Genomic DNA, 15,116 nt, shown 5'->3' with positions numbered 1-15,116 from the left:
CATGTTGAAACTACAGGCGATGCGTCGCCCGGATGCGCTTGCGCGCGCCGGGCGCGGTTTGGCGGTAGCCGCCGCGGTGGGTCTCTTGAGTGCATGCGTGCAACAGCCCAAGTCGATGTACAGCTGGCAGGCCTATCAGCCGTCTGTCTATGCGTATCTGAAGGAAGACGGGTCGGATAACGCGGTGCAGGCTCAAGCCCTGGAAAAGAACATTGAAACCGCGCGTGCGGCCAATGTTGAGTTGCCGCCGGGCTTTCGCGCGCACCTGGGCATGCTGTACCTGAAGATGGGTGACGGCGACAAGGGCGTGGAGCAACTGCAAAGCGAGAAGGTGGCTTTTCCGGAATCCACGCCGTTCATGGACTTCCTGATGCGCAACGTCGGCAAGCCCGCGGCGTCCGTTGACGCCACGTCCGCCACCCCGGCATCCGCCGATGCGGCAGCCTTGAAGAAGGGATCGTGATGATGACCCGCTTGTTCCGAATCGGCCTGTTGGCCGCCGTCGCCATGCTGGCCGGTTGCGTCGCGCCGCAGCAGCACGTGGACTACACCGCTTTCCGCGAAAGCAAGCCGGCGTCGATCCTGGTGCTGCCGCCGCTGAACACGTCCGTGGACGTGGCCGCCACGGCCGCCGTGCTGTCGCAGGCCACGCGGCCCCTGGCGGAATCGGGCTACTACGTGATCCCGGTCGGTGTCATGGACGAAACCTTCAAGCAGAACGGCCTGAGCTCCCCGGATGAAATCCACGGGCTGCCCGGCGCCAAGCTGCGCGAGATCTTCGGCGCCGACGCGGCCTTGTACATGACGGTAAAGCAGTACGGCGCCAGCTATGCCGTAGTGTCCAGCAACGTCACGGTGGCCATCGATGCCGAACTGATCGACCTGCGCAACGGCGCCAAGCTGTGGTCGGGCAGCAAGCAGGTGGTGCAGGCCAGCAACAGCAGTGGCGGCCTGATCGGCATGCTGGTGCAGGCGATGGTGGACCAGATCGTCAACACGCTGTCGGATCGCAGCTATGGCGTGGCCGGCACGACCAACCACATGCTGCTCAGCGCGGGCCAGCCCGGCGGCATCCTGTACGGGCCGCGCTCCCCGCGCTACGACACGCAGTAATCCTGCCCGACGTATCAGTCCCAGGCCGCGGCCAGCCCTTCGGGGCTGACTTCGCGGCCGTTTCTTTCCAGCGTGGCGATTTGCGCCATGTCTTCGTCGGTCAGGCGCAGTTGCAGGGCCAGCAGGTTGCTGGCCAGGTTGTCGCGCCTGGTCGATGACGGGATCACCGAATAGCCCAGCTGTAGCGCCCAGGCCAGCGTCACCTGGGCGGGCGTGGCGTTGTGTCGCTTCGCAATCTGCTGGATCACCGGGTCCTTCAGCACCCGGCCATACGCCAGCGTCATGTACGACGTGACGTGGATGCCCTGCTCTTTCAGGAACGCGGTCAGCGTGGCGTTCTGCAAGTACGGGCTGAGCTCGATCTGATTGGTGGCGATGGCCTCGCGGCCCACGGCGGCGATGGCCGCGCGGGTTTGCGCGATGGGAAAGTTCGAGATACCGATCTGGCGCGTCAGCCCCTGCGCGCGCGCCTCGGCCAGCGCAGTCATGCATTCGTCGATGGACACGCCGTTGCCCGGCGCGGGCCAGTGGATCAAGGTCAGGTCCACATAGTCGCTTCGCAGCTTGGCCAGGCTGTCCTTCAAGCTGGGCACCAGCTTGTCGCGCCCGGTGTTGGGCACCCAGATCTTGGTGGTGATGAACAGCGCATCGCGCGCCACGCCCGATTGCGCAATGGCCTGGCCCACGTCCGCTTCGTTCTCGTAGATTTGCGCCGTGTCGATGGCGCGGTAACCCACGTCCAGCGCGTTGCGCACCGAATCAATGACGACTTGTCCTTGCAGCCGGAACGTGCCGACGCCAAAACGGGGAATGCTCATGTAAAACTCCGAAAGGGGGGAAAGATCCAGGCGCCCATGGCCCGGGAATGCCGCCAGTGTGCCCGCCCGATACTTGCCAAAAAAGCCCCATATCGGCGAAATACTTTTGATATAACGTCAAATATGAAAACGACGCTGGACGAAATGCAGGTCTTTATCGCCGTGGTGGACAGCGGCTCCATCACCGCTGCCGCCGAGGTGCTGGGCCAGACCATCTCGGCCACCAGCCGCACCATGAGCCGCCTGGAAGAAAAGCTGCAAACGACGCTGATGCGCCGGACCACGCGCAGGCTGGCGCTGACCGAAGAAGGCCGCGCGTATCTTGAGCAGGTGCGCCGCATCGTTGCGGCGGTCGAAGAAACCGAAGACCTGATGAATGTGCGGCGCAATCAGCCCGCCGGGTTGTTGCGCGTGGACGCGGCCTCGCCCTTCATGCTGCACGTTATCGCGCCGCTGGTGCCCGGCTACCGCAAGCGGTATCCGCAAGTGGAGCTGGAACTGAACAGCAACGAAGGCAACATCGATCTGCTGGAACGCCGCACCGACCTGGCCATCCGCATCGGCCGATTGAAGGATTCGTCGCTGCACGCGGTGCCGCTGGGTCAGAGCCGCGTGCGCGTGTTGGCCAGCCCGGCATATCTGGCGCAGCACGGCACGCCCAAGCGCGTGGCCGACCTCGCCCGCCACATGCTGCTGGGGTTCAGCCAGCCGGAGTCGTTGAACGAATGGCCGTTGCTGGATGCGGATGGGCAGGCGCTGCACATCAAGCCCGGCGTGCGCGCACACAGCGGCGAGACGCTGCGGCAACTGGCGCTGAACCATGGCGGCATCGTGTGCCTGTCGGATTTCATGACGCGGGCCGACCGCGAAGCGGGCGCGTTGCAGCAGGTGCTGCCGCGCCAGACGCAAGACGTCAGGCAGCCGATCAACGCGGTGTACTACCGCAACACCGCGATTTCATCACGCATCAAATCGTTCATCGACTATGTGGTGGAAACGGTCGGGCCTGATGGATTCTCGGAGCCTGCCGGTCGGTGAGAGATGTGTCCAATGGAGACATCGGCATCGGGCCCGCCAAGGGCAAACGTATACTGCCCCCGTTTTAATTCCCGATAGCCCCAACCCCATGAGCATCTTCTCCCGCTTCTTCGGCCGCAAGGAAGAATCCGCCGACGCCCGCGCGCTGGTCGCCAACCCCGCCATTGAAAACCCGCTGAGCTTGCAGGTGCTGTTCGCCGAGCCCCTGGCGCTGGACGAGGACGGCTTGCGGGCGGCGTTGTGCGCGTATCACCCGTCGATGAGCGATGCCCGCGTCGAGATCGCGCCCGACATGCCCGAAGTGCTGGGCCTGGCCGGCTGGGGCGATCACGTGGTGCGGTTGGTGGGTTTTAACGCGCCCTATCCCAAGGATGCGTTGGAAGCCTGCGTGGCGCCGGCGCATTATCCGGGCACGGTCAAGGACGAAGTGCGCGCGCACGCCAGCCACATCGTTCTGTACTACGGGGGTTTTTCGCAAGATCCGCTGGAGCAGTACGTGGCGCTGGCCGCCGTGGCCGGCGCGTTGACCGGCTTTGGCGCGGTGGCGGTGTTGAACGAACATGCGCACACCTCGCTGCCGGCCGGCGTATTCGATGCCGAGTCGCTGGGTGAAGAAAGCCTGGACCTGCTGCGCGCGCTGCCGCTGAACATGCTGTATTGCGGCTTTGTGAAGTATGACGTGGATGGCGTGGCCGGCGTGTGGATGCGCACCTATGGCGCCGACCTGTTCAGCCTGCCCGACTTCGCGGCGCTGGCCCGTGGCCATGATGAAGGCGAGTACTACTCGAACATCTTCAACAACATCATGGGCTACATGCTGGAAAGCGGCGCGGAGCTGGCCGCCGGGCACACCATGCAGATCGGCGAGAACGCCTATATGAAACTGCGCGAGCCCAGCCAGGAGGAATACTTCCTGGACGGGCCCGCGCAGGTACTCGTTGCCGAAATCATCACGGCGGACGAGATCAACGCGCCGCAATAATCGCGCGGCTCCCGGTGGCCGGCCACACGCGCAGGCCCAGCGCCAACGCTGCCGCGCCTGCCGCCACGACCGTCACGCCCGTCCAGCCCCAATGGGCCAGCGCCAGGCTGCCCAGCGCGCCACCGGCAGCCATGCCGATGAACACGCCCGTCATCAGGATGGCGTTCAGGCGGCTGCGGGCGGCCGGGTCGATGCCGTAGACGATGCTCTGATGCGCGATCAGCGAGGTCTGGATGCCCAGGTCAAAGCCGATGGCGGCACCCGCGATCAGCCACAGCGCGGCGTGCGGTGACAGGAACGGCAGAAAGATCATGGCGGCGAACGACACCATCGTCAGCCCGGCGCCCAGGCTGGCCACGGCGAGCGGACCACGGGTGTCGGCCACGCGGCCGGCCAGCGGCGCGGCCAACGCGCCGGCCGCGCCCGCCAGCCCGAAAGCGCCCGCCGCACCCGCGCCCAGGTGAAACGGCGCGCCATGCAGCATCACCGCCAAGGTCGACCAGAACGCACTGAAGCCCAGCGACAGCAAGCCCTGCGCGGTGGCGGCGCGGCGCAGGCCGGGGTGCTGGCGCCACAGCGTTGCCAGCGAGCCCAGCAGCGCGGCGTACGACAGCTGCGCGGTCGGCACGAAGCGCGGCAGGCCACGCCACAGCGCCGCGCCCAGCGCCACGATGGTGACGGCGGCCGCCAAGAACATGGCGCGCCAGCCGAACTGCTCCGCAACGAATCCGCTGACCACGCGTGACAACAGAATGCCCAGCAACAGCCCCGTCATCACGGTGCCGACGATCTTGCCGCGTTGCTCGACCGGCGCCAGATGCGCGGCGGCCGGCACGATGTCCTGCGCCAGCGTGGCGGACAGGCCGACCACGAAGCTGGCGGCCAGCAACAGGCCGATGGAGGGCGCGACGGCGGCGGCCAGCAACGCCACGCTAAGCACGGCGGCCTTGATGAGGATGATGCGCTTTCTGTCGTGGCGGTCGCCCAGGGGCGCCAGCATCAGGATGCCGAACGCATAACCCAGCTGCGTCAGGGTGGGGATCCAACCCAGCGTCTCGGCGCTGGCGTGGATGTCCACGCCCAGTACGCCCAGCATCGGCTGGCTGTAATACAGGGACGCTACCGACAGACCGGCGCCGATCGCCAGAAGGAAAACAAGTCCGCGCGATAAGGCAGCGGTAGAGGTGGGGGTTTGGGATGACATGGTGAGGTGTCCGAAAGATCATGTACGGGGCAGATTCTGGGCGCGCATGCCCCGTTTTGGTAGCCGACTTGCGGGTACATCGGTTATACGATTGGCGTATGACCACCTCTGCCCCGCCCTCCGCGGCCGCCACCGCCGCCGCCACCGACCGCCTGCTGCTGATCGAGACCTTTGTGCGCATCGTCGAGGCCGGCAGCCTGTCGGCCGCCGCTGCGCAGCTGGGCGGCACGCAGCCCACCGTCAGCCGCCGCCTGCAATTGCTTGAACGCACCATGGGGGTGCGCCTGCTGCAACGTTCCACCCACGCGATCCGGCTGACTGAAGACGGCCAGCGTTGCTATGAACGCGCCAAGGAATTGATCGCTACCTGGCAATCGTTTGAAAGCGAGGTGCGCGGCGCGGGCGACGAGCCCATCGGTACGCTGCGCGTGGTGGCGCCGCACGCGTTCGGCCAGGACCAGTTCGTCGATCCGCTGGCCAGCTATCTGCGGCAGTATCCGAACATGCGCGTGGAATGGCTGCTGCACGACCGCATGCCGGACCTGATCGCCGAGAACGTGGACTGTGCGATTCGCGTCGGCGCGGTGACCGATCCGTCCGTGATCGCCATCAAGCTGGGTGAAGTGCCGCGCATCGTCATCGCGTCGCCTGACCTGCTGCAAGGCGAGCCCATCCCGCAACATCCCGACGACCTGGCGCGCCTGCCCTGGCTGGCGCTGCGCACGTTCTATCGCACCGAGGTCAGCCTGACGCATTGCGCCACGGGGGCAACTGAACGCTTCGGCATCCAGCCGCGTCTGTCCACCGATGGCCTGTACGCGCTGCGCAAGTCCGCGCTGTTGGGCCTGGGGGTGGCGCTGGGCTCGGCCTGGGCAATGCAGGAAGACCTTGCCACCGGCAGGCTGGTGCATCTGGCGCCTGATTGGCGCGCCGATCCGCTGCCGGTATTCCTGGTGTACGCGCCGTCGCGCTTTCAGCCGGCGCGTTTGCGTCGGTTCATTGAAATCATGCGCGAACACCTGCCGGTGGAGCTGGGCGGCGGCTGATGGCGCGCGACGACTCGTCGGCCAGCGCCGCCGGGCAAAAGCCGGGCGTAACCGGTGCACTGGTCTCGCGGGCGGCGATGCCGCGCGCGAGACCAGCACGGGCAGCAGCTCGGCGCGGCACGGGCGGCCATACAGCCAGCCCTGTCCGGTTGCCGCCGGCGCGCGTGCCAGGACATAGCGAGCTTGCTCGGGGCTTTCGATGCCTTCCACAATCACGTAGATGTTCATGCGGCGCGTCATCTCGAAGACCGACTCCAGCACGGTCGCGGCCCAGTCGTTGGCGCTGACCCAACGGATCAGGGTGCGATCCAGCTTCAAACCGCTGACGCCCCACGTCAGCAGATTGCTCAGGTTGGCGTAGCCGGTGCCGAAGTCGTCAATGACCACACGAAACCCCGCTTGCAGATACTGCGCAATCAAGGTGCGCGGGTCGTCCACCACGAAGGCAAGCGACTCCGTAATCTCAAGCACGATGCGCTCGGGCGAGATACCGAATTCGCGTGTCGTTTCAAGCATGAACCGCGCAAACGAAATGTCTTCGATATCGCGCGGCGTCACGTTGATGCTGCAATAGAAATCACCTGGCTCGCGCAGCGCGATGCGCAGATCAGCCAACGTGGCGCGCACCACATACCGAGTCAGCTGGCGGCCCAGCCCCGTCGCTTCCGCCCACGCAAAAAATGTCTCGGGTGCAATCGCGCCCAGCGTTTCATGGGGCCAACGCGCCAGCGCCTCGACCCCCACCGTGTGGCCCGACGACATGTTCGCCAGCGGTTGGTACACCATGTGGATATGGCCGCGTCGCATGGCGCGCTTAATGCGGTGGCGCACGCCCGGCGCGCCGCTGTACCAGCGATACAGCAGCAGGCTGAGCAATACGCCGCCGAAAGCGCCGGCCAGCGCGGGCACCAGCACGCCGCCTGCCGGTTGCGCCGTCGCGTCCAGATCGCGCGCATCCGCCGCCGTACTGAATGCGCCCACCGCCACGCCAAGCACAATCCCCGCCAGGATCAGCAGTAGAAAGTACGGCACGCACGGCCGCATAAACCGATGAGAGATTGTCATGGGTGCGAAGAAAAAAAAGTAACGTCAATACGCAAAAAAGAAGTCGGTGCATCCCGACGCGCGAATAATCTCGCGGTGACCATCTGGACACGTACACCTGAGGTGCGAAACCGTCGAGCGCGCATTAACTAATACGTTCCGAAGCGCGCGCTTGTTGCATGCTTGACGTTAATTTGCATTTGTTTTTGCACGCATATTTGCGAGCAACAACGCCGGCGCAATGAACGGTAATCCGCACCGCTAAATTTATGTATCCGTTCGTTTTTTCGCCCCGTATACTCCGCTGCATGGATCAGCCCCAAGCGCCGTAATGTCGGCGAGGTCGCTGACCAGGATGGCGCAAGACATGCCAAGAGAATTCTCCGCTCGTTTGGGGGCTGTGGAATCCGAACTCAGAGTGCTGTGGTTGCAGGCTCAGGCGGGTGATGAAACAGCGTATCGCGATGTATTAGGGCGAATCGCGCGCTTACTGCGGGCCTATTTGCGTCGTCGCATGGGCGGCTGGCAGGACGATGTCGAAGACCTGGTGCAGGAATGCCTGTTGGCATTGCATTTGCAACGCGCAAGCTATGACCCTACGCAGCCGCTGTCCGCATGGGTATATGCAATTTCTCGTCACAAGCTAATCGATTTCTGGCGGCGTAATCGGCGCTATGGTGCCCTTAACGATTCTATTGATGACGTGGACGAATCGCTGTTGGCCGGCGATGTCACGGAAACGACTTCTCATGTAGACCTTGCCCGTTTGCTTGCCGTATTGCCCGTTGCGCAAAGGCAAGCCATCGAGTTGACGAAGTTGGAAGGGTTAAGCGTGGCGGAAGCGGCCTCTCGGATCGGAATGTCAGAGGGTGCGATCCGGGTTCAAGTGCACCGTGGACTGAAAAGATTGAGCCAACTCGTCAAGGTGGTCATATAGTGAAAACGAAGGACTTCATCGACTTTCTTGCTACCGGCGCGGGGCCGGCCCCGGCTCCCAACACCTCAAAGAAGCTGCGCACCGCCCTGTTGACTGGTTTGATCGCCAGCCTGGGAATCGGCCTGTTGGCCAACGGCATCGTGATAACGCCGTCCGCCTTTGCCGGCCGCTGGTTCAAGGTGGCCTACGCAATGTCTGTCCTGACCGCCGGGTGGATATTGGTCAAGCAACTGTCCCGACCGATATCTCGTGTGAGCAAGCCCTTGTGGGGCTTGGTGCTCGCGGTGCTGGTGATGTTCGGATTCGGTGCGACTGACTTGTTGAGCGTTTCAGTCGAGCAGTATGACGCGCTGTTTTTCGGCCAAAGCTGGCTGATGTGTTCGCTGTTGATCTTGCTGTTTTCCCTGCCTGCGCTGGCCGCCGCGTTGTGGACCATGCGCACGTTGGCTCCCACGCGTTTGCGTTTGGCCGGGTTTTCCGCCGGCATCTTCGCGGGGGCGCAAGGCGCCTTGGGCTATTTCCTTATCTGCCCCGAAGATTCGTTCCTGTTCGTGGCGGTCTGGTACACGCTGGGTATGGTGCTGAGCGGTTTGCTGGGAATGCTGCTGGGGCCGCGCGTGCTTCAGTGGTAAGTGCAAGAGATCGGTGCAGTAAACGTCATCACGGACCCTGTCGGGTCCGTTGTTATTTGGAAGCTCGGTAACGAAACGGCCTGCTGCGTCGAATAAGTAAACATGCCGGCGCCTACGAGCTTCCCATGACCGCCCAAGAATTCTTCGATGTATTGACTCAACACGCGGCCAGCACGTATCGCCCCGCGTTGATCGGATCCAGAGCGTCGCTGTCCTATAGCGCCTTTTGCACCTATGTGCAGGAGCGGCGCGCGCTGTACGAAAAACTATCGGTCAAGGTGCTGCTGACGCTTCAGGACAACGCGCCCTGGACGGTCGTGGACGATGTGGCGGCGCTGATGGCCAACGTTGCGCACGTGCCGCTGCCACCGCTTGCCTCGGACCGCGTGCTGACGCGCGCACTGGAACGCTGCGCGGTGGACACGGTGATTGCGCCGGGCGCCATGGCGGCCAGGCTGGTCAGGCTGGGGCTGCTGCAAGCCGTCACGCTACCCGGTGGCGACGGCTTGTTCATGCGGCAAGTGGCGCCGGCCCCGCGCGGCTTGCCCCCGGGCACCGCAAAAATCGTGTTCGATCCCGAGGGTGAGGACATGGGCCGGGGCATCTGCCTGAGCGCGTCGGCGTTACTGTCGGCCGCGAAGTCCGTGGCGGATCAGCTGGCGGACCGTGGCATCAAGCGGCACCTGATGACGCGGCCGCTCGCCACCTTGCAAGAATGCGTGATCGGCGCCTACGCGAGCTTGATCGCGGGCGCCACCTGCGTCGCCTTGCCCGGCAACCACCTTGGTCTGGACGCGATGGGCGTGGACCCGTTGGTCTTGCACGACGAACTCGAGCATCACGGTGCGCAAAGCTTCCTGGCCACACCGCAGGCGATGGTCGACTACGCAACCTTTTTGCAGGACCGCCGCGCGCGCGCACCCGTGACATTGCGCTGCGCGCTGATCGACGGCGCGGCGCAAGAGCTGGGTGTGCGGCGGCTGTTCGAAGCGGCCGGCCTGCCGGTCGTGCCGACGTGTTCCGTGCCACAGGCAGGCTCGGTCGTCACGATGAACACCGACGGCATCCGCCACGCGGGCTCGGCGGGCAAGACCTTGCCGCATCTGCGCCTGCGCGTATCCGCTGGCGGCGAACTTGAAATCCAGGGCACGGGCTTCCTGGGCTATCTGGACGACTTCACCGTGCCGCCCTGGCTGGAGACCGGCAGGCATGGCGAGATTGATGCGGACGGCTACGTGACGATGCTGGACCGGGTGGGCGCCAGCATCGTCGCCACGCCGCGCGTCGGCCCGGTGCAGGCGAATGCCGAACGCGCATTGATGGACACCACGTTGTTCATGCGGGCCGTTGTGTTTCTGAAGCCGCGCGTCGGATGTTGCGCGGTGCTGTGGCTGATCGGGCCCAACCTGTCCGACGCCGAAATACAAGCCGCCATCGACCGCTGCAATGCGCGCTTGGACAAGCGCGCGAAGGTGGTGCGCTGGACGCTGGCCAAGGCGCCTTTCTCTTTTATCTCGGGCCTGGCCACGTCACGTGGACGGCCGCGCCGTTCAATGATCCTGCGCCTGCACGATCATGAGTTCGACGAAGCGATTGCCGAAGATGCCCGGCACGACGCGCTGATCCCGAATCCTTGAACGTCCGGCTCTGGCCGCATTCATTACGCAATTCACTGACGCAATTGCCGCACGTCGCAAGACTGTTGCGCGGACGGCGTCCGCTCGCGCGGTCGCGGCGTGCGCCGGCTCGACTTAAAACCCCTCGCAAATTGCAGAACGTGTCGGCCAAGCGAGATGTTTTGTCGGTATGCCTCAAAGTTATTTCCTTAATTTACCGTCCTTAACTATTGAGGCCGTAACCGGATGCTGCCGCCGTTCGTATTTACAGGTATGGGCGGCTCGTGCAGAGGTATCCGGGCCGGTTCCATACGAGTGATCTTTACGGTTCGGGAAGTTCAACCAGGCGGGTGGACGCGGCAGTTAGATGCCGCGGCACAGGCGGATTCAGTCAGGGACGCACGCGATCGTGCGCGACAAGGGTAAGAACATGAGCACCATCGTAAGCCACTGCATCGGCGGCACGCGCCGGCCCAGGATAGAAAACATCGCTCGCTTGAGCACCCTGGCCGCTTGCGTGTCAGCGGTATTGCTTGCCGGTTGCTCGGTGCAGCCCAAGCAGTTCGAAGCCGCCGAAAACCGCGACCGCGCCATGGACCTGATCGCGCGCTCAACCGCGGAACAAGAGCCCATCGCCGGCCCGGTGGACCTGTATGAAGCGATGGCTCGCGCCATCAAATACAACCTGGACGTGCGGGTTGAATTGATGGGCGTCGCGTTGGCGCAGCGTGAGCTGGACGTCAAGCACTACGACATGCTGCCCAAGTTTGTGGCGTCGTTGGACTACTCGGGCCGTGACAACTATTCGGGCGGCGCCAGCCAGTCCTTGCTGACCGGGCAGACCTCGCTGGAGCCGTCCACCTCGTCCGAAAAGAATGTGCTGCAAAGCAATTTGCAGCTGAGCTGGGACGTGCTGGATTTTGGCCTGTCGTACGTACGCGCCAAGCAAGCCGCCGACCGGGTCAACATGGCCGAAGAGCGCAAGCGCAAGGTCATGAACCGGCTGATCGAAGACGTGCGCACCGCCTACTGGCGCGCCGTCAGCGCCGAACGCCTGCTGGGAAAAATCCGCGAGCTGGAAGCGGCCACGCAGACTGCGTTGGACCTGGCCGCCGAGCAGGACAAGCTGGGCCTGACCGCGCCGTTGGCGCCGTTGAGCTACCAGCGCGAAATGCTGGGCATCCGCCGCGACGTGCAGGCACTGGGCCGCGAACTGGGTGTTGCCAAGCAGCAGTTGGGCGCGTTGATGAATTTGCCGCCCACGACGCAATACACCATCGCGATGCCACCGGCCATGGAGAACAACAAGCCGCTTGCGCTGCCCGGCATTGCCGACGACCCGGCGGCCTGGCTGCAAGTGGCCATCGAGAACCGGCCGGAATTGCGTGAGGTCGCGTATCAGCTGCGCGCCAACGATCAGGAAAACACCGCCGCGTTGTTGCGTGCGCTGCCCAGCCTGAAGCTGTTCGGCGGCTTGAACGCCAGCACCAACGACCTGCTCTACAACAGCAACTGGATCGGGTGGGGCGCGGTGGCCAGCTGGAACCTGCTGAACGTGTTCCGCCTGCCCGCCGAAAAGGCGCAGATCAAGGCCGAAGGCGATCTGCTGGACCAACGCCAATTGGCGCTGACCACCGCCGTAGCCACGCAGGTGGAAGTGAGCCGGGCGCGCTACGCACTGCGCCAGGACGAGCTGAACACCGCGCAGCGCTTCTACGACGTGCAGGCGCGCATCGAAGGGCAGATCGATTCGGGCTTCAAGGCGGAAAAACTCAGCCGACAAACCTTGATCCGCGAGCAGATGAACACGCTGGTGGCCCGCGTGCGTTACGACCTGGCGCTGGCCGATCTGCAAAACGCCTACGCCAACGTGTTTGCCTCGTTGGGTATCGACCCTGTCGATACGACGATGAGCACGGCCGATCCGGTGCCCGCGCTGGCGAACAAGCTGCGCGCCATGTGGACGGCGCGCAGTGGCTACGCCGGCAACGAGCCGGACACGCGCGTGGCGGTTGCCGCGCCCGCACGCTAACCCTTCCTAGGCGGGGATCATCATGAAGAATCAACGAACTTTTGCGCCGCGTACCGGCTGGCGCCGCCGTGTCTGGGTGTTGCCTCTGGTGGTGGCGTGCGCCACGGCCTGGGGCGCCGATCCACCCGCCGATGGCGGTTCCGCGCGCGGCGTGTTGCGCGCCACGGCCGAGGCCACGCTGTCGTCTTCCGTATCCGAAAAGATCCTCAGCATGCCGCTGCGTGAAGGCGAACGGTTCAAGCAGGGCGACGTGCTGGTCGCCTTCGATTGCCGCCGGCTGGAAGCCGAACTGCGCGCCGCGCGGGCAGGGGCCGCCGTGGAAGCGCGCAACGCCAAGGTGCAAACCGAACTGCTGCGCATGGCGGCCACGGGCCGCGCCGACGCCGACATCGCGCGCTTCAAGCAACAGGAGCGCCAGGCGCAGGCCGACGTAATTCAGCAACGCATGGTGGATTGCAAAGTGGTGGCGCCCTATGCCGGTAGCGTCGTCGAAACGCTGGCGCGATTGGACGAAACGCCGCCGCCCAACGAAAAGCTGATTTCTATCGTCAGTGACGGCCCGATGGAACTGCACATGGTCGTGCCGTCCAAGTGGCTGGCGTGGCTGAAAGAAGGGTCCAGCCTGGACTTCATCGTGGATGAGACGGGCGATGTGATGCCCGCCAAGGTCACGCGCGTGTCGGCGGCCGTGGACGCGGTCAGCCAGACGGTCAAGGTGGTGGCGCGTGTCGACCATGCCCCGGCGGGCGTGCGGCCTGGCATGAGCGGACGCGCCACGCTGGAAGGCAACGCCGCCGCGCCCGCCAGCCCGCTAGCGTCCTCGCCTGAAGGCGCTACGCCCGGAGCCGGTACGCCCGGAGCCGGTACGCCCGCAGCCGGTACCCCCGCAGCCGGTATGCCCGGCGCCGCCGCGATCCCGGCGAAAGGGCCTGTGCAGGCGGTCTATCGCGTGCCGAGCGGTAGCGAAGGGCATCCGCCCGCCGTCACGCTTATCCCGTCGCCGCAGGCGGATGCGGCGCCAAGAGCGTCCCTGCGCGTGGGTAGCCCCACGGCCTCGCCTCTGTTCAGCGTGACCAAGGCCGGTGCGCCGCCGATGAATAGCGCGGCGCGTTGAGGTTCATGCCGGCGCGCAAGGGCGGCCCCAGCGGTCACGCCCGAGCGCCCGGCGCTTGCGGTATCCGGTAAGGAGTGGTTTTCATGGCCCTTCATGTGGCGAGTTCCCGTAGCGGGCCGGCTGAACCGGCGGCGGCAGGCGAAGCCGCGCGGCCCCGCCCCGCGGCGAATGCGCCGTCGGTAGCGGCGGCCGATCCGCAAAGCAGCACAAGCGCGCAGCTGATCCGTCTTGAAGGCGAGTTGCGCCGTTGCACCACGGCCGAGGCGTTGTGGCAGCACCTGGCCAACGAGCCCGTGGCGCTGTTGCCCTTTGGTCAGGCGCTGGTGTTCGAAGGCGCGCCGGCCGGGCGCTGGCGCGTGGCGGCCATCTCGGGTCTGGCCAGCGTGAACCGCGACGCGCCGCTGGTGCGTTGGTACGAAAACATGGTGACCACGTTGTGTCGGCCCAGCCCGGACGCACCCGACCCGCTGGCACTGCGCACCTTCGACGTGCAGGCCTACGCGGACCCCGACGACCCCTGTTCGGCCGACGCGGTGTTGACCTCGCTGCTGTGGGTGCCACTGGCGGACGTAGGACAGACGCCACGCGCTGGCTGGCTGCTGGCACGTGACCAACCCTGGGACGAAGCCCACATGCGCCTGGCAGGCCGTCTGGGCGGCGCCTATGCCCACGGGCTATCCGCCATCGCCGGCCGGTCGCGCCCCGTCGCCGGGTTGCGTCGCCACCGTTCCAAGCTGCTGGTGGGCGTGGCGGTATTGGCGGCCGCGCTTGCTTTCGTGCACGTGCCGCTGACGACGCTGGCGCCGGTGGAGGTCACGCCGCAGGATCCGTTCGTGGTGACGGCGGCGTTGCCCGCTGTCGTGGAACGCATTCTGGTGCCGCCTGGCGCGCAGGTCGCCGCCGGCACGCCGCTGGTGCAACTGGTGGACACGCAGCTGCGTAGCGATTACGAAGTCGCCATTCAGAAGGTGGAAGTGGCTCGCGCCAAGGTGCTTCGGCTGCAACAGGCGGCGGTATCCGACCCCACCGCCAAGCGCGAACTGGCCGTCGCCCAAAGCGAAGAATCGGTCGCGACGGCCGAGCGGGATTACGCGCGCGCCATGCTGGCCAAGGCGGTGCTGCGCGCGCCGCAAGATGGCGTGGCGCTGTATGGCGACCCGCGCGACTGGTTGGGCCGTCCGGTGGCCGTGGGCGAAGCCATCATGCGCGTGGCCGACCCCAACCGCGTGCAATATCAACTGAAGGTGCCGGTGGCCGACTCGGTCAACTTGCACGAAGGCGCTGCCGTGCGCGTGTTCCTGGATGCCGCGCCCCTGGACCCCCTGGACGCGCAAGTGGTGCGCGTGGCGTACCGCGCCGATGCCGACGCAGCGGGCGTGTCCAGCTACACCGTGCTGGCGCGCGTGAACGATCCCACCGCCGTGCCCGAACGCCTGGGCCTGCGCGGCACCGCGCGCGTCTATGGCGAGCCGGTGTCCTTGTTCTATTACCTGCTGCGGCGGCCGATTACGGCGTTGCGCCAATGGACCGGAGTTTGACG

At 65.3% G+C, this 15,116-nt stretch carries 13 protein-coding genes and 1 pseudogene; 11 read left to right on the top strand and 3 right to left on the bottom strand.

What is annotated here, in order from left to right:
• Position 1 precedes the first annotated feature (1 nt).
• A complete protein-coding gene (locus YH64_RS07435; RefSeq protein ID WP_046805330.1) occupies positions 2 to 463 on the top strand; it encodes a DUF4810 domain-containing protein in 462 nt (153 codons plus the stop codon).
• The gene (locus YH64_RS07430) at positions 463 to 1,113 is read left to right on the top strand and encodes a DUF799 domain-containing protein (protein WP_046805331.1); all 651 of its coding nucleotides are present in this window, start codon (positions 463 to 465) and stop codon (positions 1,111 to 1,113) included. The genes YH64_RS07435 and YH64_RS07430 overlap by 1 nt, the downstream gene beginning before the upstream one ends.
• A gap of 14 nt (positions 1,114 to 1,127) precedes the next feature.
• On the opposite strand, the gene dkgB is transcribed toward YH64_RS07430, so the two are convergent.
• Positions 1,128 to 1,931 (bottom strand): 2,5-didehydrogluconate reductase DkgB, encoded by an 804-nt coding sequence (gene dkgB / locus YH64_RS07425; RefSeq protein ID WP_046805332.1) that lies wholly within the window; start codon positions 1,929 to 1,931, stop codon positions 1,128 to 1,130.
• A gap of 123 nt (positions 1,932 to 2,054) precedes the next feature.
• Between dkgB and YH64_RS07420 the strand changes: the two genes are divergently transcribed.
• Positions 2,055 to 2,969 (top strand): LysR substrate-binding domain-containing protein, encoded by a 915-nt coding sequence (locus YH64_RS07420; protein ID WP_046805333.1) that lies wholly within the window; start codon positions 2,055 to 2,057, stop codon positions 2,967 to 2,969.
• An 88-nt stretch (positions 2,970 to 3,057) separates the two neighbouring features.
• Complete coding sequence (locus YH64_RS07415; protein WP_046805334.1) at positions 3,058 to 3,951, top strand: DUF4261 domain-containing protein; 894 nt, start codon at positions 3,058 to 3,060, stop codon at positions 3,949 to 3,951.
• On the opposite strand, the gene YH64_RS07410 is transcribed toward YH64_RS07415, so the two are convergent.
• Positions 3,935 to 5,155: an MFS transporter gene (locus tag YH64_RS07410; RefSeq protein ID WP_046805335.1), complete on the bottom strand. Its 1,221-nt coding sequence runs from the start codon at positions 5,153 to 5,155 to the stop codon at positions 3,935 to 3,937. The two genes, YH64_RS07415 and YH64_RS07410, sit on opposite strands and share 17 nt — an antisense overlap.
• Positions 5,156 to 5,253: 98 nt before the next feature.
• Between YH64_RS07410 and YH64_RS07405 the strand changes: the two genes are divergently transcribed.
• A complete protein-coding gene (locus tag YH64_RS07405) occupies positions 5,254 to 6,201 on the top strand; it encodes a LysR family transcriptional regulator (RefSeq protein ID WP_046805336.1) in 948 nt (315 codons plus the stop codon).
• Positions 6,202 to 6,381: 180 nt separating this feature from the next.
• On the opposite strand, the pseudogene YH64_RS30750 reads toward YH64_RS07405, so the two are convergent.
• A pseudogene (locus YH64_RS30750) lies at positions 6,382 to 6,963 on the bottom strand (EAL domain-containing protein); the annotation flags it as partial.
• A gap of 649 nt (positions 6,964 to 7,612) precedes the next feature.
• Here YH64_RS30750 and YH64_RS07395 point away from each other — a divergent pair.
• The 6 genes from YH64_RS07395 (at position 7,613) to YH64_RS07370 (ending at position 15,114) form a co-directional block, all read left to right on the top strand.
• The gene (locus YH64_RS07395; protein ID WP_255444182.1) at positions 7,613 to 8,182 is read left to right on the top strand and encodes a sigma-70 family RNA polymerase sigma factor; all 570 of its coding nucleotides are present in this window, start codon (positions 7,613 to 7,615) and stop codon (positions 8,180 to 8,182) included.
• Positions 8,182 to 8,814, top strand: coding sequence for an NrsF family protein (locus tag YH64_RS07390; protein ID WP_046805338.1), 633 nt, complete (start codon positions 8,182 to 8,184; stop codon positions 8,812 to 8,814). The genes YH64_RS07395 and YH64_RS07390 overlap by 1 nt, the downstream gene beginning before the upstream one ends.
• Before the next feature lie 125 nt (positions 8,815 to 8,939).
• A complete protein-coding gene (locus YH64_RS07385; RefSeq protein ID WP_046805339.1) occupies positions 8,940 to 10,451 on the top strand; it encodes an AMP-binding protein in 1,512 nt (503 codons plus the stop codon).
• Between the two features lie 409 nt (positions 10,452 to 10,860).
• A complete protein-coding gene (locus YH64_RS07380; protein ID WP_255444181.1) occupies positions 10,861 to 12,462 on the top strand; it encodes a TolC family protein in 1,602 nt (533 codons plus the stop codon).
• 22 nt (positions 12,463 to 12,484) lie between these two features.
• Entirely contained in the window at positions 12,485 to 13,576 is a 1,092-nt protein-coding gene (locus tag YH64_RS07375; protein ID WP_052946034.1) for an efflux RND transporter periplasmic adaptor subunit, read from the top strand.
• Between the two features lie 83 nt (positions 13,577 to 13,659).
• On the top strand, positions 13,660 to 15,114 hold the full coding sequence (locus YH64_RS07370) for an efflux RND transporter periplasmic adaptor subunit (RefSeq protein WP_052946035.1): 1,455 nt from the start codon (positions 13,660 to 13,662) through the stop codon (positions 15,112 to 15,114).
• Positions 15,115 to 15,116: the final 2 nt, after the last annotated feature.

Source organism: Achromobacter sp. LC458, assembly GCF_001005835.2.
Taxonomy (GTDB): Bacteria; Pseudomonadota; Gammaproteobacteria; order Burkholderiales; family Burkholderiaceae_B; genus Achromobacter; species Achromobacter spanius_B.
This window is presented reverse-complemented; position numbering and strand designations above follow the sequence as displayed.